This window comes from Streptomyces sp. NPDC090442, from assembly GCF_044769405.1.
In the GTDB taxonomy this organism is placed as follows: domain Bacteria; phylum Actinomycetota; class Actinomycetes; order Streptomycetales; family Streptomycetaceae; genus Streptomyces.
In genome coordinates, this window is sequence record NZ_JBIVXW010000049.1 from 24,801 (window position 1) to 45,602 (window position 20,802).

At 73.0% G+C, this 20,802-nt stretch carries 18 protein-coding genes; 3 read left to right on the plus strand and 15 right to left on the minus strand.

Annotation, left to right across the window (positions count from 1 at the left end; translation table 11 throughout):
* Nucleotides 1-145 precede the first annotated feature (145 nt).
* Both ACIQU6_RS29450 and ACIQU6_RS29455 read left to right on the plus strand, forming a co-directional pair.
* A complete protein-coding gene (locus ACIQU6_RS29450; RefSeq protein ID WP_403484763.1) occupies nucleotides 146-934 on the plus strand; it encodes a hypothetical protein in 789 nt (262 codons plus the stop codon).
* A 169-nt stretch (nucleotides 935-1,103) separates the two neighbouring features.
* On the plus strand, nucleotides 1,104-1,397 hold the full coding sequence (locus tag ACIQU6_RS29455; protein WP_403484730.1) for a hypothetical protein: 294 nt from the start codon (nucleotides 1,104-1,106) through the stop codon (nucleotides 1,395-1,397).
* 36 nt (nucleotides 1,398-1,433) lie between these two features.
* Here the strand turns inward: ACIQU6_RS29455 and der are convergent, their stop codons facing one another.
* The 15 genes from der to ACIQU6_RS29530 all read right to left on the minus strand — a co-directional run bounded on the left by der (nucleotide 1,434) and on the right by ACIQU6_RS29530 (nucleotide 18,543).
* Nucleotides 1,434-2,906: a ribosome biogenesis GTPase Der gene (gene der / locus ACIQU6_RS29460; RefSeq protein ID WP_403484731.1), complete on the minus strand. Its 1,473-nt coding sequence runs from the start codon at nucleotides 2,904-2,906 to the stop codon at nucleotides 1,434-1,436.
* A 70-nt stretch (nucleotides 2,907-2,976) separates the two neighbouring features.
* On the minus strand, nucleotides 2,977-3,633 hold the full coding sequence (locus ACIQU6_RS29465; RefSeq protein ID WP_403484732.1) for a lysophospholipid acyltransferase family protein: 657 nt from the start codon (nucleotides 3,631-3,633) through the stop codon (nucleotides 2,977-2,979).
* Nucleotides 3,630-4,373 carry a (d)CMP kinase gene (cmk, locus tag ACIQU6_RS29470; RefSeq protein ID WP_403484733.1) on the minus strand — a complete coding sequence of 248 codons (744 nt, stop codon included), beginning with the start codon at nucleotides 4,371-4,373 and terminating at the stop codon, nucleotides 3,630-3,632. The genes ACIQU6_RS29465 and cmk overlap by 4 nt, the downstream gene beginning before the upstream one ends.
* A 166-nt stretch (nucleotides 4,374-4,539) precedes the next feature.
* Entirely contained in the window at nucleotides 4,540-5,625 is a 1,086-nt protein-coding gene (locus ACIQU6_RS29475; RefSeq protein ID WP_403484734.1) for a prephenate dehydrogenase, read from the minus strand.
* The gene (aroH, locus tag ACIQU6_RS29480) at nucleotides 5,622-5,984 is read right to left on the minus strand and encodes a chorismate mutase (protein ID WP_403484735.1); all 363 of its coding nucleotides are present in this window, start codon (nucleotides 5,982-5,984) and stop codon (nucleotides 5,622-5,624) included. The genes ACIQU6_RS29475 and aroH overlap by 4 nt, the downstream gene beginning before the upstream one ends.
* A gap of 150 nt (nucleotides 5,985-6,134) precedes the next feature.
* Nucleotides 6,135-7,145: an ADP-ribosylglycohydrolase family protein gene (locus tag ACIQU6_RS29485; RefSeq protein WP_403484736.1), complete on the minus strand. Its 1,011-nt coding sequence runs from the start codon at nucleotides 7,143-7,145 to the stop codon at nucleotides 6,135-6,137.
* An 81-nt stretch (nucleotides 7,146-7,226) separates the two neighbouring features.
* Nucleotides 7,227-8,336 carry a pseudouridine synthase gene (locus ACIQU6_RS29490; RefSeq protein WP_403484737.1) on the minus strand — a complete coding sequence of 370 codons (1,110 nt, stop codon included), beginning with the start codon at nucleotides 8,334-8,336 and terminating at the stop codon, nucleotides 7,227-7,229.
* Entirely contained in the window at nucleotides 8,336-9,019 is a 684-nt protein-coding gene (gene scpB, locus ACIQU6_RS29495) for an SMC-Scp complex subunit ScpB (RefSeq protein WP_403484738.1), read from the minus strand. The genes ACIQU6_RS29490 and scpB overlap by 1 nt, the downstream gene beginning before the upstream one ends.
* On the minus strand, nucleotides 9,016-10,212 hold the full coding sequence (locus ACIQU6_RS29500) for a segregation and condensation protein A (protein WP_403484739.1): 1,197 nt from the start codon (nucleotides 10,210-10,212) through the stop codon (nucleotides 9,016-9,018). The genes scpB and ACIQU6_RS29500 overlap by 4 nt, the downstream gene beginning before the upstream one ends.
* A gap of 246 nt (nucleotides 10,213-10,458) precedes the next feature.
* Nucleotides 10,459-11,085 (minus strand): hypothetical protein, encoded by a 627-nt coding sequence (locus ACIQU6_RS29505; protein ID WP_403484740.1) that lies wholly within the window; start codon nucleotides 11,083-11,085, stop codon nucleotides 10,459-10,461.
* Nucleotides 11,070-12,086: a ParA family protein gene (locus tag ACIQU6_RS29510; protein WP_383415741.1), complete on the minus strand. Its 1,017-nt coding sequence runs from the start codon at nucleotides 12,084-12,086 to the stop codon at nucleotides 11,070-11,072. The genes ACIQU6_RS29505 and ACIQU6_RS29510 overlap by 16 nt, the downstream gene beginning before the upstream one ends.
* A gap of 493 nt (nucleotides 12,087-12,579) precedes the next feature.
* Nucleotides 12,580-13,695 carry an alanine dehydrogenase gene (gene ald, locus ACIQU6_RS29515; protein ID WP_403484764.1) on the minus strand — a complete coding sequence of 372 codons (1,116 nt, stop codon included), beginning with the start codon at nucleotides 13,693-13,695 and terminating at the stop codon, nucleotides 12,580-12,582.
* A 167-nt stretch (nucleotides 13,696-13,862) separates the two neighbouring features.
* A complete protein-coding gene (locus tag ACIQU6_RS29520) occupies nucleotides 13,863-15,974 on the minus strand; it encodes a tetratricopeptide repeat protein (protein ID WP_403484741.1) in 2,112 nt (703 codons plus the stop codon).
* 173 nt (nucleotides 15,975-16,147) lie between these two features.
* Nucleotides 16,148-16,774 carry an NUDIX domain-containing protein gene (locus tag ACIQU6_RS29525; RefSeq protein WP_403484742.1) on the minus strand — a complete coding sequence of 209 codons (627 nt, stop codon included), beginning with the start codon at nucleotides 16,772-16,774 and terminating at the stop codon, nucleotides 16,148-16,150.
* A gap of 98 nt (nucleotides 16,775-16,872) precedes the next feature.
* Nucleotides 16,873-18,543 carry a CTP synthase gene (locus tag ACIQU6_RS29530; RefSeq protein WP_403484743.1) on the minus strand — a complete coding sequence of 557 codons (1,671 nt, stop codon included), beginning with the start codon at nucleotides 18,541-18,543 and terminating at the stop codon, nucleotides 16,873-16,875.
* Between the two features lie 399 nt (nucleotides 18,544-18,942).
* On the opposite strand from ACIQU6_RS29530, the gene ACIQU6_RS29535 reads away from it, so the two are divergent.
* Nucleotides 18,943-20,742, plus strand: a complete 1,800-nt coding sequence (locus tag ACIQU6_RS29535; RefSeq protein WP_403484765.1) for a glycoside hydrolase family 15 protein — start codon at nucleotides 18,943-18,945, stop codon at nucleotides 20,740-20,742.
* Nucleotides 20,743-20,802: the final 60 nt, after the last annotated feature.

Genomic DNA, 20,802 nt, shown 5'->3' on the forward strand with positions numbered 1-20,802 from the left:
GACGACTTCTCGCCGATTCTCCGCCGTGCGACGCGTGGTTCGATTCTGTTCGCGCCCGCGCGTGACTCTGCAGGAGGTCGCCCGTTGTCCTTGTACGAGCCGGGAGACCACCCGGCAGCCGCTCATGAAGATCGAGGAGCCACCCGTGCCGCGCATGCTCGACGTCAGCGACGACGTTCGCGCCGAGATCGGCGATGCAGAAGCCGACCGGCTGCTGGCCGGGGAAGACGCCCCCGGCAGCTACGACTGCACTTCCTGCCGGACGCCCGGCAACAGCGAGCAGGAGCGGACCAGCACCGTCCTGTTCGTCGGCGAGGAGACCGCGGTGCTCGCGTTCGCCCATGCCACCTGCATCCCCTCGCAGGTCGTCCCCGTGGCCGAGGACCAGCTCCGCGGGGCCGTGCGCTCCATCACCGGCTCGGACGCCGCGCCCGCCCCGGGGGCCCCGATCCCCACCAGCGACCGTCAGGCCACCCTCGGCATCACCTGCGGCCTGGTGCTGGTCAAGGAGGAGCTGCACCCCGCCCTCGTGGTCGAGCCCAACGGCCCGATCGCCCGCCCCGGTTCGACCAGCCTGAACGACGACTTCCTGCCGCTGCTCCTGGAGCACGGCTTCGCCCCCGTGCGGGACGTGAACGACCGCCCCGCCCCGCTGGAGGGCTGGTCCGCGCTGCTGGCCATGGGCAAGCTGCACGCCGTGCTCCAGCCGGGCACCAACGGCACCCAGTCCGCCTGGTGGCAGGCCCATCAGCCGCTGGCCGTCTCGGACGGCTGGCGCACCGCGGCCAACAAGGAGCGGACCGTGCTCATGTACGCCGCGCCCTCGGGCACCATCGGCCACCAGCCGCGCGAGGACCTGATGCGCCAGGCGTTGGAACAGGCCGCCGCCAAGGGCCTGTTGGTCGCCGGGTCGATGCCGCTGGCCGGAACCTGACGCTCCGCGCCCGATCGCGGGAGCAGGACCGCCCGATGTGGCGGGATTGCACCCGCGATCAGCCATTTCCTCTCGAAAGCCGCATCCCGCCGGCAGTGGGGTCGTTGGCACCTACGTGCACGCATACGACCCCGCCCCTCGCGCCCCGTACCCCCACCCCATCCCCGGCATGCGCCCGGCCCGCGACCACGGGGGGCCGCTCCGCGCGGACCGTGGCGGGGGCACGCCCATCTACGACGAGCTGTACGCCGAGTACCGCCGCGCCTTCCGGGCGCTGCCCGGGGACCGCACGGACGAGCCCGAGGTGCCGGAGTCGCTGCGCGGCGGGAACTGGCGCCCTGCGACGGCGTCACCGGGGCAGTGGGAGGTGGTGGGCCGGCAGCCGTTCCGGCCCCGGGGCCAGCTTCCGGCGGCGTTGCCACCGGGGCCCCGGGAGGCACCGCGGCCGCCCGGCGGTCACTGACGCCGCCGGCCCGAACCGCGGCCGACGCGCGCCCGGTTACTTCTTCTTGCCCTTGTTGGTGCCGCGCTTCTCGCGCACCCGCACCGAGATGTGGATCGGCGTGCCCTCGAAGCCGAACTCCTCGCGCAGCCGTCGCTCGACGAAGCGGCGGTAGCCGGCCTCCAGGAAGCCCGAGGCGAAGAGCACGAAGCGCGGCGGCTTGGTGCCGGCCTGGGTGCCGAAGAGGATCCGGGGCTGCTTGCCGCCGCGGATGGGGTGCGGGTGGGAGGCCACGATCTCACCGAGGAAGGCGTTCAGCCGCCCGGTGGGGATCCGGGTCTCCCAGCCGGACAGCGCGGTCTCGATCGCCGGGACCAGCTTTTCCATGTGGCGACCGGTGCGCGCGGAGACGTTGACCCGCATCGCCCACGGCACCTGGACGAGGTCCCGCTCGATCTCCCGCTCCAGGTAGAAGCGGCGCTCCTCGTCGAGGGTGTCCCACTTGTTGTAGGCGATGACCAGGGCCCGACCGGCCTCGACGGCCATCGTGATGATCCGCTGGTCCTGCACGCTGATGGACTCCGCGGAGTCGATCAGGACGACCGCGACCTCGGCCTTCTCCACGGCCGCCGCGGTGCGCAGCGAGGCGTAGTAGTCGGCGCCCTCCTGGAGGTGCACCCGGCGGCGGATGCCGGCGGTGTCCACGAACTTCCAGGTCTTGCCGCCCAGTTCGATCAGCTCGTCGACCGGGTCGCGGGTGGTGCCGGCCATCTCGTTGACCACCACCCGCTCCTCGCCGGCGACCTTGTTGAGCAGCGACGACTTGCCGACGTTCGGGCGGCCGATCAGCGCGATCCGGCGGGGGCCGCCGACGGCGGCACCGAAGGTCTGCGCGGGCGCCTCGGGGAGCGCGTCCAGCGCGGCGTCGAGCATGTCGCCGGTGCCGCGGCCGTGCAGCGCGGAGACCGGGTGGGGCTCGCCGAGGCCCAGCGACCACAGCATGGCCGCGTCGGCCTCGCCGGACTGGCCGTCGACCTTGTTGGCGACCAGGACGACCGGCTTGCCGGCGCGGCGCAGCAGCTTGACCACGGCCTCGTCGGTGTCGGTGGCGCCGACCTTGGCGTCCACCACGAAGACCACCGCGTCGGCGGCCTCGATGGCGAACTCGGCCTGCATCGCCACGGACGCGTCGATGCCGAGCACGTCCTGCTCCCAGCCGCCGGTGTCGACGACCTTGAAACGGCGGCCGTTCCAGTCGGCCTCGTAGGTGACCCGGTCGCGGGTGACGCCCGGCCGGTCCTCGACGACCGCCTCGCGGCGCCCGATGATGCGGTTCACCAGCGTCGACTTGCCGACGTTGGGGCGGCCGACGACGGCGAGGACCGGCAGCGGGCCGTGGCCGGCAGCGGCGATGTCGCCCTCGACCTCCTCCAGGTCGAAGCCCTCTTCCGCGGCGAGCTCCATGAACTCCGCGTACTCGGCGTCGCCAAGCGCACCGTGCTCGTCGCCGGTGGGGATCTGCTCGTTCATGAAGTCCGTTCCTCGTTCATCCATGTGGTCGGTGGGCCGCTCGCGAAAGGGCCCACTGCTCAAGTGTGGGTCAGCGCCCGGTAAGGCGCCGGGCCTGTGCCAGGTGGGCGGTCAGCCGCTCCTGGATCCGTACGGTCGCCTCGTCCAGCGCCTTACGGGTGCGCCGCCCGCTGCCGTCACCCGCGTCGAAGGCGTCGCCGAAGACGACGTCGACGCGGCCGCGCAGCCGCGGCACGGCCGGGGTGAGCCGGCTGGGGCGGCCGGTGCTGCCGAGCACCGCCACCGGGACGACGGGGGCGCCGGAGCGCACCGCGAAGTACGCGAGCCCGGCGCGCAGCGACGCGAAGTCGCCCTCGCCGCGGGTGCCTTCGGGGAAGATGCCCAGCACGCCGCCGGCGGCCAGCACCCCGAGCGCATCGGTGATCGCCTTGCGGTCGGCGCTCTGGCGATCGACCTTCACCTGCCCGATGCCCCGCAGGAACGGGTCCAACGGGCCCATGAAGGCTTCCTTCTTGATCAGGAAGTGCACCGGTCGGGGCGCGGTGCCCATCACCATCGGGCCGTCGACGCCGTGGGAGTGGTTGACGGCGAGGATCACCGGGCCGCTGGCCGGCACCCGCCAGGCGCCCAGCACCCGCGGCTTCCACAGGCCGTACATCAGCCCGATGCCGATCCGCCGGCCGATCGCGGCCCCGCGGGGGCTCGGCGTCTTGCCGCCGTCGGTCACCGGATGTCTCGCCCCGCCTTCTCGGCGCGGACGCCCTCGATGAGGGTGACCACGCATTCGATGACCTGATCCAGCGTCAGGTCGGTGGTGTCGACCTCGACGGCGTCGTCGGCCTTGGCCAGCGGCGAGGTCTTGCGGGAGGAGTCCGCGGCGTCCCGCTTGATCAGCGCCTCACGGGTGGCGGCCAGGTCGGACGCGAGCTGCGGGCCCTGGCCCTTGATCTCGCCGTTGCGCCGGGCCGCCCGCGCCTCCGGGGAGGCGGTGAGGAAGATCTTGAGGTCGGCGTCGGGCAGGGCCGTTATGCCGATGTCCCGGCCCTCGACGACGATGCCGTGCGGCGCCCCGCCGGCGATGGAGCGCTGGAGCTCGGTGATCGCGGTGCGCACCTCGGGGACCGCGCTGACCGCGCTGACCGCGGCGGTGACCTCCGCGCTGCGGATCGGGCCGGCGGCGTCCGTGCCGTCGACGGTGATGGTCGGCCCCGCCGGGTCCGTGCCGGAGACGATCACGGGCTTGGCGCAGGCGTCGGCCACCGCGGCCGGGTCGTTGACGTCGATGCCGTTGGCCAGCATCCACCAGGTGATCGCGCGGTACTGCGCGCCGGTGTCGAGGTAGCCCAGGCCCAGCTTTCCGGCGACGGCCTTGGACGTGCTGGACTTGCCCGTGCCTGCGGGGCCGTCGATGGCAACAATCACTGCAGCCTGGGCGGTCCGATCGGCGGTTTCCACGGTGACGAACACCTTTCTTGATACACGGGGCGCGGTCCAGGGCGCCGGGTCTCGTCGTCGCGCTCCCGCCGTCCGCACGCGGGGCGGACCGGCTACGACCGGCGGGTGGGAGTTCGGCAACGGGACCTGGGGCCTCGGACAAGGTTACTGTCTCGGCCACAGCGCGCCGTCCACGGTGTCACTGACGGATCGACCACCCCCGCTCCCGCAGCTCCGCGGTCAGCACCGGGACGGCCTGCGGCTCGACCATGAGCTGGATGAAGCCGGCCTGCTGACCGGTGGCGTGCTCGATGCGGACGTCCTCGATGTTGACCCCCACGCGGCCGGCGTCGGCGAAGATCCGGGCCAGCTCGCCGGGCTGGTCGCCGATGTAGACGGCGACGACCTCGTAGCTGGCCGGGGCGGCGCCGTGCTTGCCGGGGACCCGCTCGCGGCCGGCGTTGCCGCGGCGCAGGACGTCCTCGATGCCGCCGGCGCCGGTGCCGCGCTTGCCGTCGTCGGCGGACTCCAGGGCGCGCAGCGACTGGACCGTGGCGTCCAGGTCGGCCGCGACCTCGGTGAGGACGTCGGCGACCGGGCCGGGGTTGGCGGAGAGGATGTCGATCCACATGGCCGGGTCGGAGGCGGCGATCCGCGTCACATCGCGGATGCCCTGGCCGCAGAGGCGGACGGCGGTCTCGTCGGCGCCCTTCAGCCGGGCCGCGACGAGGCTGGAGACGAGCTGCGGGGTGTGCGAGACCAGGGCGACGGCGCGGTCGTGGGCATCGGCGTCCATCACCACCGGGACGGCCCGGCAGAGCGCGACCAGCTCCAGGGCGAGGTTGAGCACCTCGGTGTCGCCGCCGGGCGACGGGGTGAGCACCCAGGGGCGGCCCTCGAAGAGGTCGGCCGTCGCGGCCAGCGGGCCGGAGCGCTCCTTGCCGGCCATCGGGTGCGTGCCGAGGTAGCCGGACAGGTCGCAGCCGAGGGCCTCCAGCTCGCGGCGCGGGCCGCCCTTGACGCTGGCGACGTCGATGTACGCCCGGGCCGCGCCGCGCCGGATCGCCCCGGCGAGCCCCTGCGCGACGTGCGCCGGCGGCACCGCCACGACGACCAGGTCGACCGGGCCGGGGGGCGGCTCGGCGGTGCCGGCGCCGAGCGCGGCGGCCGTCAGGGCCTGGGCGTGGTCGTGGTCCTCCAGGTGGACCTGGACGCCGCGGGCGCTGAGCGCGAGGGCGACCGAGGTGCCGATCAGGCCCGTTCCGATGACGAGTGCGGTCCTCACTGGGCGATGTCCTTCCTCAGGGCCGCGGCCGCGCCGAGGTAGACATGGGCGACGTCGGCCTTGGCCAGCCCGGTCTCGACGTGCGCCAGCACCCGCACCACCCGCTCCATGGCGCCGGCCACCGTCAACTCCTGGGCGCAGATCAGCGGGACGTCCGTGATCCCCAGGGCCCGGGCGGCGGCGGCCGGGAAGTCGCTGTGCAGGTCGGGGGTGGCGGTGAACCACACGCTGATCAGGTCGTCCGGCGCCAGCCCGTTGCGCTCCAATATCGCGGTGAGCAGCTCGCCGACCCGCTCCCGCATGTGCTCCGCGTCGTCCCGCTCCAGCTGGACGGCCCCGCGCACGGCCCGTACCGCCACGTCCTCAGCTCCCCTGCGTCGTGCGTCCGCGCACACGTCCGCGTACGCACTGCTCAGCGTAACCAGCGCCACCGACAACCGTGCCCGGAGCTCCGGGCGTCCGACGGCCGGCACCGGCTCCGTCCGCCGCGGCGGACGGAGCCGCACCGCTCAGGCGTCCCAGGCCGCCCCGAGGGCCAGGAGTTCCTCGCGGTACTCGATGCGGTCGGTCCAGTCGCGCGGCCAGGCGTCGGCGCCGAGCCGGGCACCGGCGAAGGCACCGGCGAGGCAGGCGATCGAGTCGGAGTCGCCGGAGGTGCAGGCGGCGCGGCGCAGCGCGGTGTCCGGCTCGTCGGGGAAGAGCAGGTAGCACAGCAGGCCGGTGGCCAGGGCCTCCTCGGCGATCCAGCCGGCACCGGTGGCCAGGCACGGGTCGGCCTCCCGGTCCGGGGCGGCCAGTGCGGCGTCCAGCCGGTCCAGGACGGCCAGGCAGTCGTCCCAGCCGCGGGCCGCGAAGGCCGTCGGGGAGGGTGCCTGGGAGCGCCGCCACAGGTCGCCGAGCCAGTCCTCGCGGTAAAGGGTGCGCTGGGCGTGCGCGTACGCCCTCAGCAGGCCCGGCAGTTCGGCGGGGCGCGCACCGTCGACGAGGACGCGGACCGCGTACGCGGTGAGGTCGCTGGCGGCGAGCGCGGTGGGGTGCCCGTGGGTCAGCGCGGACTGGAACTGGGCCGCGCCGGACCGCTGCTGCGCGGTCAGCCTCGGCACCAGGCCCAGGGGCGCCACCCGCATGTTGGCGCCGCACCCCTTGGAGCCGATCTGGCTGGCGTCGGCCCACGGCAGGCGCGGGTCGGCGAGCAGTGCGCAGGCGCGCAGGCACGTCCCGCCCGGCGCGCGGTTGTTCTCCGGGGACCGCCACCAGGTCACGTACTCCCGGCGGACCGGCGCCTCCAGGGTGCCGGCGGTCAGCGCGCCGCGCTCCAGGGCGGTGCGCAGCCCCCGCCCCAGCGCCAGCGTCATCTGCGTGTCGTCGGTGACCAGGGCCGGCGTGGGCAGCCCCAGCTCCCGCCACGGCCCGTACGCGGCGGCGATCGCCGGCACGTCCTTGAACTCGGTCGGGAAGCCGAGCGCGTCCCCGAGCGCCAGCCCGAGAAGTGAACCGGTCGCCGCGGACGATGCCGCCATGGAAGCCCCCATGAGAAAACCACCCCTTAATCGTCACGGTGACGTTAAGGGGTGGTGGGCGACGCCCGCAAGCCGTGTCGGCTAGAGGTCGACCTCCCGCATCAGCATCCCGACCTCGGTGTTGGTCATCCGGCGCAGCCAGCCCGACTTCTGGTCGCCCAGCGCGATCGGACCGAAGTGCGTGCGGACCAGCTTCTCCACCGGGAAGCCGGCCTCCGCGAGCATCCGGCGCACGATGTGCTTGCGGCCCTCGTGGAGGCTGACCTCGACGAGGTAGTTCTTGCCGGTGTTCTCCACGACCCGGAAGTGGTCGGCGCGGGCGTAGCCGTCCTCCAGCGGGATGCCGTCCTTGAGCCGCTTGCCCAGGTCGCGCGGGAGCGGGCCCTGGATGGCCGCCAGGTAGGTCTTGGTGACGCCGTACCGCGGGTGCGTCAGGCGGTGGGCCAGCTCGCCGTGGTTGGTGAGCAGGATGATGCCCTCGGTCTCGGTGTCCAACCGCCCGACGTGGAACAGCCGGGTCTCCCGGTTGGTCACGTAGTCGCCCAGGCACTGGCGCCCGTCGGGGTCCTCCATCGTGGAGACCACGCCGGCGGGCTTGTTCAGCGCGAAGAAGAGGTACGACTGGGTGGCGACCGTCAGGCCGTCCACCTTGATCTCGTCCTTCTCCGGATCGACCCGGACGCCCTGCTCCATGACGACCTTGCCGTTGACCTCGACCCGCGCCTGGTCGATCAGCTCCTCACAGGCACGCCGAGAGCCCATACCGGCCCTGGCCAGCACCTTCTGGAGCCGCTCGCCCTCCTGCTCGCCGAAGGTCTTGGGGGTCTTGACCGACGGCTTGTCGTAGCGGGCGCGGTTGCGCTCCTCGATCTTGGCGTCGTACTCGCGGGACCGCGCCGGCGACTGGCCCCGGCCGCGCTGCTGACCACCCTGGCCACCCGGGCGCCCGCCCTGGGGCGCGCCGCCCGTACGGGGGCCTCCCTTGGCGCCGCCGCGGGCCGCCGCGCCCCGGGCACCGGACTTGCCCCGGCGCTCGTCGCCGCCCCCGGAACCGCCCACGTCGTAGCGGCGCTCCTCGGGACGGGGACGGCCGGCGCGCTGCTGCTTCTCGTCCCGATTGTTGCCGGCGCCGCGGTAGTTGCCCCTGCCGCCGCCGCTGCTGCCCCTGCTGTTCCTGCCGCTGCTTCGCATCAATGATCCGTCTGAGAGTCGCCGCTGTCGTCTACGTCGAACGACGGGATACCTTCCGGGGAGTCGCCCTCGACCGCGTCCGCCTCCGGGAGGAACGGTGCGAGCTCAGGGAGCTCGTCCAGGCCGCGCAGGCCCATCCGCTCCAGAAAGTAGTTCGTCGTCCTGTACAGGATCGCACCTGTTTCAGGTTCCGTCCCCGCCTCCTCCACCAGGCCGCGCTGGAGGAGCGTGCGCATCACGCCGTCGCAGTTGACTCCGCGGACGGCCGAGACGCGGGAACGGCTGACCGGCTGACGGTACGCGACCACGGCCAGAGTCTCCAATGCGGCCTGGGTGAGCCGGGCCTGCTGGCCGTCCAGGACGAAGCTCTCCACGGCGTCCGCGTAGGCCGCCCTGGAGTAGAACCGCCAGCCGCCGGCCACCAGCCGCAGGTCGAAGCCGCGGCCCTGGCGGGTGTAGTCGTCGGACAGCTCGCGCAGCGCCAGCGCGACGGCCCGGCGGGACCGCTGGAGGACCCGCGCCAGGTGCTCCTCGGTCGCCGGCTCGTCGACGACCATGAGGACGGCCTCCAGCGCGGGCTTCAGCTCCAGGTCGGCCACGCCCAGCGCGCCGGCCGGCCGCTCCGGCTCCGACCGCCCGTCGCCCGGCTCCCGCTCGGTGATGTCGTACGCCGCGCCGCTCACGCCGGCTCCTTCCGCTGCTCTTCGCTCCGCGCGCGGCCCACCGGGTCCGCGTCGCCGTCCGCGTCCTCGCCGCCCGCGGCGGCCTTGCCGGCCTCGTCGGTCGGCCCGTCCGGTTGCCGGTCGAACTCGTCGGTAACCCGGGGGGAAGCCCCCTCCTCGCCCGTCCAGCGAACCGTCAACGCCCCCAGCGCCTCCTCCTGCTCCAGGGCGACCGCCCGCTCCCGGTAGAGCTCCAGCAGGGCCAGGAAGCGCGCGACGACGGTGAGGGTGTCCGGGGCGTCGGCGATCAGTTCCTGGAAGCCGGCCTCGCCCAGCGCGCGCAACTGCGCCATCACCACCTCGGCCTGCTCCCGGACGCTGACCAGCGGCGCGTGGATGTGGTCGACGTAGACCTGCGGCTTCGCCCTGGGCTGCATCGCCTTGACCGCGAGCCGGGCGAACCCCTCCGCCCCGATGCTGATCACGACCTCGGGGAGCAGCTCCGCGTGGTGCGGCTCCAACCCGACGGTGCGGGGATGGCAGCGCGTCTCCTCGGCCAGCCGGCCGCTGAAGATGTCCGCGATCTGTTTGTAGGCGCGGTACTGCAGCAACCTGGCGAACAGCAGGTCCCGGGCCTCCAGGAGGGCGAGGTCGGCCTCGTCCTCCACTTCGGCGGCGGGCAGCAGCCGGGCCGCCTTGAGGTCGAGCAGGGTGGCCGCGACGACCAGGAACTCGGTGGTCTGGTCGAGGTCCCAGTCCGGCCCCATGGCCCGGATGTGGGCCATGAACTCGTCGGTCACCTTGGACAGCGCGACCTCGGTGACGTCCAACTTGTGCCGGGAGATCAACTGGAGCAGGAGGTCGAAGGGCCCCTCGAAGTTGTCCAACCGCAGCGTGAACCGGCCGTCCTGACCGCCCCTGCCGTCCGGGCTGTCCGGCCCGTCCCGACCCTCGGGGCCGTCCTGGCCGCCCGTGAGCGCCTCCGCCGCCACGTCCGGGCTCCCGCTCCCGGAAGCCTCCCCCGGGCCGTCCACGCCCCCGCGCACGGCCGCCTCGGCGGCCTCCGCCGGCGCGGCCGACTCTCCGTCCCCCCGCACGTCCGCTCGCGCTTCTGCGGGGGCCTCGGGTGCCGCCTCCTGGAGGGTTCCCGGCCCCTGCCCGAGGGCGCGGCGGGTGCGGCGCGGGGCGGCGGGGTCGTCGTCGGTCGTCGGCATGGCGGTCCAGGGTGCTGCGGTCCGCGCGAGGCGGCGGGTTGGTCACGGACGGGAGGCCCCGCCGGGACGGCAGGCTATCCCGCCGCGCGCCGGCGACCGGCCTCCAGGGCGTGTCGGACGGATCCGGCACGACTCCCGGGGCGCTGGGGCCCGTCCGGCGGGTCAGGCCCCGGCCACGGCCCACCGGACAGGCCCTAGAACGCTTCTGACGGACCTCCGACGCCGCGGAGGTCCGTCAGAAGCGCCCTAGCGGCCGCGGAGCCGCCGCACCAGGATGCTGGCGTCCCCGCGCGACTCCAGGTCGGCGAGGACCACGGCCACCGCCTCACGGACGATCCGGCCGCGGTCGACCGCCAGGCCGTGCTCGCCGCGCAGCACCAGGCGGGCGTGTTCGAGGTCCATGAGCTCCTCGGCGGAGACATAGACGGTGATCTTCTCGTCGTGCCGTTCCCGGCCGCTGGGGCGGCGGTTGACGCCGCGCGACCGTCGACGGCCCGACGCACCGGCCGTCGCCGCGGCCTCCCGCTCGGCGCGGGCCGCCCGCCCACCCGACGTCCGGTGCCCCGCGGCGGCCTCCGACTCCGGTTCGCGGCCGCCGTGTTCGGCCGGCGCCGCGGCGGGCGCGGAGCGCGCCGCGCCTGAGCCACCGTCACCGGCCGCCGGCGCCTCGGCCTCCGAGCCGTTCCGGGACCGCCGGCGGCCCGCCTGGGCCTCCTCGGGGGCGTTCGGCGCCGGGTCCGACTCGCCGGCCGGCGCGGGCACCCGGGCGTCCTCGCCGCCGGTCGCACGACGGGGAGCGGACGACTGAAGGCCCACTCCCCCGGTGGTGCGGAACAGTTCGTCGGCTCCGGGCAGACTCACTCGGCGTGACACCGGGCGAGCACCTCCCTGGCGAGCTGACGATAGGCCGCGGCCCCCACGGAGTTGGAGGCGTAGGTGGTGATCGGTTCGCCGGCGACGGTGGTCTCCGGGAAGCGGACCGTACGGCCGATGACGGTGTGGTAGACGTGGTCGTCGAACGCCTCGACGACGCGCGCCAGCACCTCGCGGCTGTGCACGGTACGGGAGTCGTACATCGTCGCCAGGATGCCGTCCAGCTCCAGGTCGGGGTTGAGCCGCTCCTGGACCTTCTCGATCGTCTCGGTCAGCAGCGCGACCCCGCGCAGCGCGAAGAACTCGCACTCCAGCGGCACGATGACCTTGTGAGCGGCCGTCAGGGCGTTGACGGTCAGCAGGCCGAGCGAGGGCTGGCAGTCGATGACGATGTAGTCGTAGTCGGACAGCAGGGGCTTCAGCGCCCGCTGCAGGGTCGACTCACGGGCGACCTCGCTGACCAACTGCACCTCTGCCGCTGACAAATCGATATTGCTGGGCAGCAGGTCCATGTTGGGGACCGCGGTCTTGAGCAGGACCTCGTCGGCCGACATGCCCCGCTCCATGAGCAGGTTGTAGACCGTCAGATCCAGTTCCATCGGGTTGACGCCGAGTCCGACCGACAAGGCACCCTGCGGGTCGAAGTCGACGAGCAGCACCCGGCGGCCGTATTCCGCGAGTGCGGCGCCCAGGTTGATGGTCGAGGTGGTCTTGCCGACCCCGCCCTTCTGGTTGCACATCGCGATGATCTTCGCCGGACCGTGGTCCGACAGCGGCCCCGGGATGGGGAAGTACGGGAGCGGGCGCCCGGTCGGGCCGACCCGCTCGCGCCGCTGGCGCGCCGCGTCCGGCGCGAGCGTCGCCGCGTATTCGGGGTCCGGCTCGTACTCGGCGTCCGGGTCGTAGAAGTGCCCCTCGGGCAGGTCGTCGTAGTCGGCGAGACGGGTGGGCTCTCCACTGCCCCGGTCGCCGGCCATGCCGTTCACGTGTTGGCCGTCCATGCTCTGGTGGGCTGTCGTGGAAGTGCTCTCTTGGGCTGCGGAGGTGTGGACCGCTACGGAGCCGACAGCCTCGCGCCCCGAGGGACCCTGGCCCCGTGCAACCGCTCCTGGCCGACCACCTCCGGGAGTAAATGTCGACTCATTCACAAGTCGTCTTACCTCCTTGGATGTGACCAGGAAACTTATCGATAGGTCAGCGTGGCACCATGCCGACGGTTGGCGACTCTATGGCGTGTCGGGCGTCCGCAGCAACACAATCCGCCGGACCCGGCCCGATGTGTCGGTAACGGAACCCCTCGATGTCAAGAGCGCGCAGCGTCCGAGACGGATGTTTTGGGCGTACGCGAATCGGTTAAAGGGCTACGTTCACGGCGAGTTGGGAGTCGGACGCCGGAAGTCGCTCTCGGGGCACGTCGCACATGCGACCGGCCGGGCCCTGTCGACAAGGCCCGGCCGGTTGCGCGGCGTTTGACGCGTGCGGTTGACGCCGTCGTCAGCCGAGAAGGGTGCGCAGCTCCACGAACTCCAGGCCGTGGGCCTGGGCGACCTCGGGGTAGACGACCTTGCCGTCGTGGGTGTTCAGACCCTTGGCCAGCGCCGGGTCGCGGCGCAGCGCCTCGGCCCAACCGCGGTTCGCCAGCTCGACGATGTAGGGCAGCGTCGCGTTGGTGAGCGCGTAGGTGGAGGTGTTGGGCACCGCGCCGGGCATGTTGGCGACGCAGTAGAAGACCGAGTTGTGAACCGGGAAGGTCGGCTCGGCGTGGGTGGTCGGCTTGGAGTCCTCGAAGCAACCGCCCTGGTCGATCGCGATGTCGACAAGGACACTGCCGGGCTTCATCTTGGCGACCAGCTCGTTGGTGACCAGCTTCGGGGCCTTGGCGCCCGGGATCAGGACCGCGCCGACGACGAGGTCGGCCTCGACGACGGCCTTCTCCAGCTCGTAGGCGTTGGAGACGATCGTCTGCACCTTGGTGCCGAAGATCTTGTCGGCCTCGCGGAGCTTGTTGATGTCCTTGTCGAGCAGGGTGACGTGGAAGCCGAGGCCCACCGCGATCTGGACGGCGTTCCAACCGGAGACGCCACCGCCGATGACGACGGCCTTGCCGGCCTGGACGCCGGGGACGCCGCCGGGCAGCACGCCGCGGCCGCCGGCCTGGCGCATCAGGTGGTAGGCGCCGACCTGCGGGGCGATGCGGCCCGCGACCTCGGACATCGGGGCGAGCAGCGGCAGCGCGCGGTTCGCGGTCTCGACCGTCTCGTAGGCGATCGCGGTGGTGCCGGACGCGAGCAGGGCGTCGGTGCACTCCTTGGACGCGGCCAGGTGCAGGTAGGTGAAGAGGGTCTGGTCCTTGCGGAGGCGGTGGTACTCCTCCGCGATCGGCTCCTTGACCTTCAACAGCAGGTCGGCGGTGGCCCACACCTCGTCGGCGGTGTCCAGGATGGAGGCACCGGCGGAGACGTACTCCTCGTTCGGGATGGACGAGCCGAGGCCGGCGTCCTTCTCGATGAACACCTGGTGGCCGTTACGGACGAGCTCGTGGACTCCGGCGGGCGTGATGGCCACGCGGAACTCGTTGTTCTTGACCTCGCGGGGGATGCCGACCTTCACGTCGATCACGGTCCTTGAATGAGTGCTTGCGATAGGAATTATCCCTCATGCGATGCATGGCGGGAGCGACCGCGCCGTACGCGGCTCGCCCAGTCTATTGAAGGACCTCGTGTTGTCTAGCCTTGTAAACAACTAATTTTCCGGAAGACCACTACCGATTTCGTAGGTCACTCGGGGATCTCCTTGCGGCAGCGCTCCCCCGCCGCCCGGTGGAGCCGTGCCGCTTGTGGGTCGCCGAGCCTGTCGAGCAGCTCCGCAATCCGAAGCTGAAGATCCGCCTCCAGCTCCCCGTCGGCCGCGGCGCGGGCGAGATCGAGGGCTGCCAGGCGGCTGCCCAGCGCCGCGTCGAGCTGCCCGGCGCACTCGTGGACCCCCGCCGCGACCTCCTCCGCACGCGCCTGAGCTGCGGGATCACCGAGCCGCCGGAAGGTGCGGGCGGCCGTCCGGCAGTCCTTGAGCGCCTGTTCGTAGCGGCCCGCGCGGCCGTTCGCGCCCCCGATCCGGGAGTACAGCCGCGCCGCGTCGGACCGCTCGCCGCGGGCCAACCGCAGCTCCAGCGCCCGCCCGTACCAGTCGGCGGCCCGGACCCAGTCGGCCAACTCGGCGTAGCTGTCGCCCAACGATTCCAAGGCGCGGCCGGTGGCCACCGGGTCCTTCACCGACCGGGCCGCCTCCAGGGCACCCCGGTAGCGGCCCAGCGCCTGCTCGGTGCGGCCGGCCCGGACGTCCAGGTCGCCGAGGTTGAGCAGGGCGGCGGCCCGGTCGCGCGGGACGGTGCGGCGCTCGGCGACGCGGAGCACCAGCTCGTGCAGGGCGTAGAGGTCGGCGGCGGCGGTCTCGGGGCCCTGGTGGGCGAGGAGCGCGCGGGTCAGCGCGGCGATCAACCGCCGGTCCAGCGTGTCGAGTTGGCCGTCCGCCACGGCCATCGCGGCGGCGTCCAGGAGGGCGCCGCGGCGGGTGCGCAACCAGTGCGCGGCGGCGGTCCGGGTGGCGAAGCGCAGCGGGCGGGGCAGCTCCGCGGCCCTCCGGCGGGCCGGGGAGCCGTCCGGTTCTGCGGCCGCCCAGCAGGAGCGGACCAGCCGCACGGTCCGCTCCAGCATCCGGGCCCGGGCCAACTGGACGTCGGCCGGCCGCTCGTGGTCGTGCAGCAGCGCCCGGGAGAGCGGGGCGAGGCAGCCGGGGAGCCGGTAGCGGGGGGCGGCGCCGGCGTCGACGGGACCGGCCCCGGCGAGGTCGGTCCCGTCGACCGGGCGCAACAGGCCCAGCGCGACGAAGTCGTGCAGCACGGCGGCGGCCGCCGGCATCGTGCACCCGCCGAGCGCGGCCGCGGTGTGCGCGTCCACCAGGCCGTCCGGGGCGAGGGTGGCGAACCGCAGTATCCGGGCGGCCGGTTGGGGCAGCGAACCGTAGGTGAGGTGGAAGGCGCGGTGCAGGGGGCGGGCACCGGCCGGCAGGTCCGGCGGCAGCGGCACGGCGAGCAGCGCCTGGCGCAGGTCGGCGACGGACAGCTTGGGGCGGGCGGCGAGCCAGGCGCCCGCCAGTATCAGCGCGGCCGGTTGGCCGCCGCTCTCCTCGGCCACCGCCTCCGCGGTGCGCGGATCGACGGTGACCCGGGTCGGCCCCGCGTAGTGGCACAGCACCTCGACGGCGGACGCGGTGTCCAACCCGCCCAGGGCGCACGGCCGGACGTCCGGGATGCCGGTCAACGGGCCCTGAGCGACGACCACTACGAGGCAGTCCGGTGCGTCCGGGATGAGCGGCTCGACGTGCTCGGCGCCCGGTGCGTCGTCCAGCAGCAACGCCACCCGCCGGCCGGCCAGGGCCGTGCGCACCGCCTCCGCCAACTCGTCCTCGTCGGCGCCGGCCGGGGCATCGGCACCGAGCGCGGCGAGCAGGTCCCGGGCGGTGCGGGCGAGGCCGACGGGGGCGCCGTCCCGGCCGGTCAGGACGGCCCGCAGCACCCCGTCGGGATAGTCGTCCGCGACCTCCCGCAGCAGTGCCTCGGCGAGCGTGGTGCGGCCGGATCCGGGGCGGCCGGCGATCAACAGCACCCGGCTGCGGGCGCCGCGGCGGCCGGTGAGGGTGTCCAGGCCGGCCCGCCCGATGTCGGCGCGCAGCGCCTTGAGTTCATGGCGGCGGCCGGCGAAACCCGGGAGGCCGGCGCGGGCGGTGGCGGCGTCCTGACGGGGCAGCGCGCCCCGCCGTTCCCGCGCCGCCGCGCCGGCCCCGCGCGCCGCTCCCGGTGCGAGGTGCCCCCCGCCCACCACCTGGTCCGTCACCGGTCACGCTCCCGTCCGCCCTGCGCGTCGGTCCCCGTCGCGGGCGCGCACGGGAACCCTGCCGAGCGTAGTTCACGAACCGTCACGACCCGTGCGGAGCAGGGCTGTTGGATCACTCGATCGGATCGGACGATCATCCGACCGGGAGGCGGAACCGGGCGGCCGGCGGCGGGTCAGACCGTGAAGGGGCGGGCCGGCCAGGGCGCGTCGGCGGGCCGGAGGGCGGACAGGCCGTCGCCGGCCCGGGCCGCGATCAGCGACAGCACCCCGACGACGAGGCAGTTGTTGTGCAGTTCGCCGGCGAGCACGCCGCGGGCCAGCTCGTCGACCGGGACCCGCGCCAGCTCCATGTCGGCCTCCTCCTCGGAGACCTCGAAGCGCTCCCCCTCGGCCTCGGACAGCCCGCGGGCCAGGAAGATCCGCACCGCCTCGTCGCAGCCGCCCGGGGTGGTGTAGACGTCGGTCAGCACCCGCCAGTCCCCGGCCTTGACGTGCGCCTCCTCGTAGAGCTCGCGCTGTGCGGCGTGCAGCGGGTTCTCGCCGGGGACGTCGAGCAGCCCGGCGGGGATCTCCCACAGCTTCTGCCGCACCGGGTGGCGGTACTGGCGCAGGACCAGGACGCGGTCGGCGTCGTCGAGGGCGAGGACCGCTACCGAGCCGGGGTGGACCTGGTAGTCGCGGGTGGCGGTGGAGCCGTCCGGCATGACGACCCGGTCGGTGCGGACGCTGGTCTTGGCCCCGGTGAACGGCGTCGTGGTCCCGGTGACGGTCCACTCCTCCGGGGTGTCCTTGATCGCCATGCGCGTCCTCCTGTGTGTGCCTGTGCCAACGCGGAAACCGGGGTACCGCCTCGCTGAACGAGGCCGTACCCCGGCAACCGTAACGGGAGGGGTTCCGCCTACTTCTTGGCGCCCGGCTTCGGGGCACCCACCTTGCGCTCGACGGCGGCCTTCACCAGGCCGGCGAAGAGCGGGTGCGGACGGGTCGGGCGGGACCGCAGCTCCGGGTGCGCCTGGGTGGCGACCAGGTAGGGGTGGGCCTCGCGCGGGTACTCGACGTACTCGACCAGCTTGTTGTCCGGGGAGGTGCCGGAGAACAGCAGGCCGGCCTTCTTCTCCAGCTCGCCGCGGTAGGCGTTGTTGACCTCGTAGCGGTGGCGGTGGCGCTCCTCGACGTAGGGCTCGCCGCCGTAGACCTCGCGGACGATGGAGCCCTCGGCCAGCTTGGCCGGGTACATGCCCAGCCGCATGGTGCCGCCCATGTCGCCCTCGCCGGCGACGATGTCCATCTGCTCGGCCATGGTGGAGATCACCGGGTCGGTGGCGGCCGGGTCGAACTCGGTGGAGTTGGCGCCCTCGATGCCGGCGAGGTTGCGGGCCGCCTCGATGACCACGCACTGCAGGCCCAGGCAGAGGCCGAGCAGCGGGAGCTTGTTCTCCCGGGCGTAGGTGATCGCGCCGACCTTGCCGTCCACGCCGCGGTCGCCGAAGCCGCCGGGGATGCAGACCGCGTCGCAGTCCGCGAGCTGCTCGCGGGCGCCGGCCGGGGTCTTGCAGTCGTCGGAGGTGACCCACTTGATCTTGACGCGGGCCTTGTTGGCGAAGCCGCCGGCGCGCAGCGCCTCGGTGACCGAGAGGTAGGCGTCGGGCAGGTCGATGTACTTGCCGACCAGGGCGACCTTGACCTCGTGGTCGGGGTTGTGGACCCGGTCGAGCAGGTCCGCCCACTGGGTCCAGTCCACGTCCCGGAACGGCAGGTCCAGCTTGCGGACGACGTAGGCGTCCAGGCCCTCGGCGTGCACGACCTTGGGGATGTCGTAGATCGACGGGGCGTCCGGGCAGGCGATGACCGCGGCCTCGTCGACGTCGCACATCAGCGAGATCTTCCGCTTGATGGCGGTGGGGACCTCGCGGTCGGCGCGCAGCACGATCGCGTCGGGCTGGATGCCGATGTTGCGCAGCGCGGCGACGGAGTGCTGGGTCGGCTTGGTCTTCAGCTCGCCGGACGGGCCGATGTAGGGCAGCAGCGAGATGTGCACGACGAAGACGTTGTCCCGGCCGACCTCGTGGCGGACCTGGCGGACGGTCTCCAGGAACGGCAGCGACTCGATGTCGCCGACCGTGCCGCCGACCTCGGTGATGACCACGTCGACGTCGTCGGTGGCCAGCCGCCGGATGCGGTGCTTGATCTCGTTGGTGATGTGCGGGATGACCTGCACGGTGTCACCGAGGTACTCGCCGCGCCGCTCCTTGGCGATCACGGTGTTGTAGACCTGGCCGGTGGTGACGTTCGCCGAGCCGTCGAGGTCGACGTCGAGGAAGCGCTCGTAGTGGCCGATGTCCAGGTCGGTCTCGGCGCCGTCGTTGGTGACGAACACCTCGCCGTGCTGGAACGGGTTCATCGTGCCGGGGTCGACGTTGAGGTACGGGTCCAGCTTCTGCATCGTGACCCGCAGGCCGCGCGCCTTCAGGAGCGCACCCAGGCTGGAGGCGGTGAGCCCCTTGCCGAGCGAGGAGGCGACGCCCCCGGTGACGAAGAGGTGCTTGGTCGTCGTGGATTTGGGCGGCATGGCCAAGAGGGAGCTCCCGTGGTCGCGAGGTGGAGAGGGGCGACAGGGCGCCGGCCCTGGGATTCAGGGGGCGGTGTCGCTGCGGTTCGGGGGTGCCGCATTTCTGCTGGGTCCCACCGGTCCACGGGGTACCAGGCTATCAGCGACCGGGCGTGGTCGCGTCCGGCCGCGCACCCGGAGTGCCCTCGAACACGGCCACCCGTTCGGACCAGCCCCACTCGACGCGAGCATCGCGCGCCCCGCCCGCCTGCGTCGTATCCTGCTCGGACACTCGCTCCGAGCCGTCCGGGAAGGCACCACCCCCGCCCGTTTTCCGGTCCCGCAGCTCGGCGACGTTTCATGGGCAGGACGGACAGCACACAACGTCCCATGGGGGGCGTGACTCCAGTTCGACGGGAGATGCACGTGGCCGGGCGCATCGAGGACTACGCACTTATCGGTGATATGCAGACCGCCGCTCTCGTGTGCCGGGACGGCACCGTCGACTGGCTGTGCCTGCCCCGTTTCGACTCGATGGCGGTCTTCGCCGGGCTGCTGGGCACCGAGGAGCACGGCTTCTGGCGGATGGGGCCGGCCGGGGAGGGTCCGCGGGCCGCGGACCGGCGGCGCTACCGCGGGGATTCACTCGTCCTGGAGTCCGAGTGGGACACCCCGCGCGGTACCGTCCGGGTGATCGACTTCATGCCGCCCCGGGACGGCGTGCCGCAGGTGATCCGCATCGTGGAGGGCGTCAGCGGCCGGGTACCGATGCGCTCGGAGCTGCGGATGCGGTTCGCGTACGGCTGGGTGGTGCCGTGGGTGCACAAGGTGGACGGCCGGACCGTGGCGGTGGCCGGGCCGGACGCGGTGTGGCTGGACACCTCGACCGAGACCTACGGCAAGGACCTGACGACGTACTCCGACTTCACGGTGTCGCCGGGCGAGCGGATCGCGTTCACGATCAGTTGGCAGCCCTCGCACCAGGAGCCGCCGGCGCTGGCCGAGCCGGAGGCGTCGCTGGAGGCGACCGAGGAGTTCTGGCGGGAGTGGGTCGAGCACTGCACGTACCACGGGCCCTACCGGGACGCGGTGGTGCGCTCGTTGATCACCCTGAAGGCGCTGACGTACGCGCCGACGGGCGGGATCGTGGCGGCGCCGACGACGTCACTGCCGGAGTGCATCGGCGGGGTACGGAACTGGGACTACCGCTTCACCTGGCTCCGGGACGCGGCGATCACCCTGTCGTCGCTGCTGCGCACCGGCTACCGCGAGGAGGCCCGGGCGTGGCGGGAGTGGCTGCTGCGGGCGGTGGCCGGCGACCCGGAGAACCTCCAGATCATGTACGGCATCGCCGGTGAGCGGGAGTTGGGCGAGACCGAGCTGAAGTGGCTGCCCGGGTACGAGGACTCGCGCCCGGTGCGGGTCGGCAACGGGGCCGCCGGCCAGCTCCAGTTGGACGTCTACGGCGAGGTCACCGAGGCGCTGCACCTGGCGCACATGACCGGGCTGGCCCGCAACGACTACGCCTCGCTGCTCCAGATCAAGCTGATCGACTGGGTGGAGAAGCACTGGGACGAGCCGGACGAGGGCATTTGGGAGGTGCGCGGGCCGCGCCGGCACTTCGTGCACTCCAAGGTGATGACCTGGGTCGCGGTGGACCGTACGGTGAAGCTGATCGAATCCGGTGACGTGGACGGGCCGTTGGAGCGGTGGAAGGACCTCCGGGAGACCATCCACCGGGACGTCTGCGAGCGCGGCTACGACAAGGAGCGCAACACCTTCACCCAGTCCTACGGGTCGCAGGAGCTGGACGCGTCGCTGCTGCTGATCCCGCAGGTCGGCTTCCTGCCGCCGGACGACAAGCGGGTCATCGGCACCATCGAGGCGATCCAGCGGGAGCTGTCCACCGAGGACGGGTTCGTGCTGCGCTACCCGACGGCCGGTGAGGGGCTCGGGGTGGACGGCCTCGAAGGGGAGGAAGGGGCGTTCCTGGCCTGCTCGTTCTGGCTGGCCGACGACCTGGCGATGATCGGCCGGGTCGAGGAGGCCCGCAGGCTGTTCGAGAAGCTGCTCTCGCTCCGCAACGACCTGGGGCTGCTCGCCGAGGAGTGGGACTCCAAGCTCCAGCGCCAAGTGGGGAACTTCCCGCAGGCGTTCAGCCACGTTCCACTGATCGACACGGCGCTGCGGCTGACGGCGAGCGGGGCGTACGGGGGGTAGCGCCCCGGTCCCGTTGGGGCGCCCCCTGCGGACCGCGCTTGCGGGCGGTCCGCAGGGGGT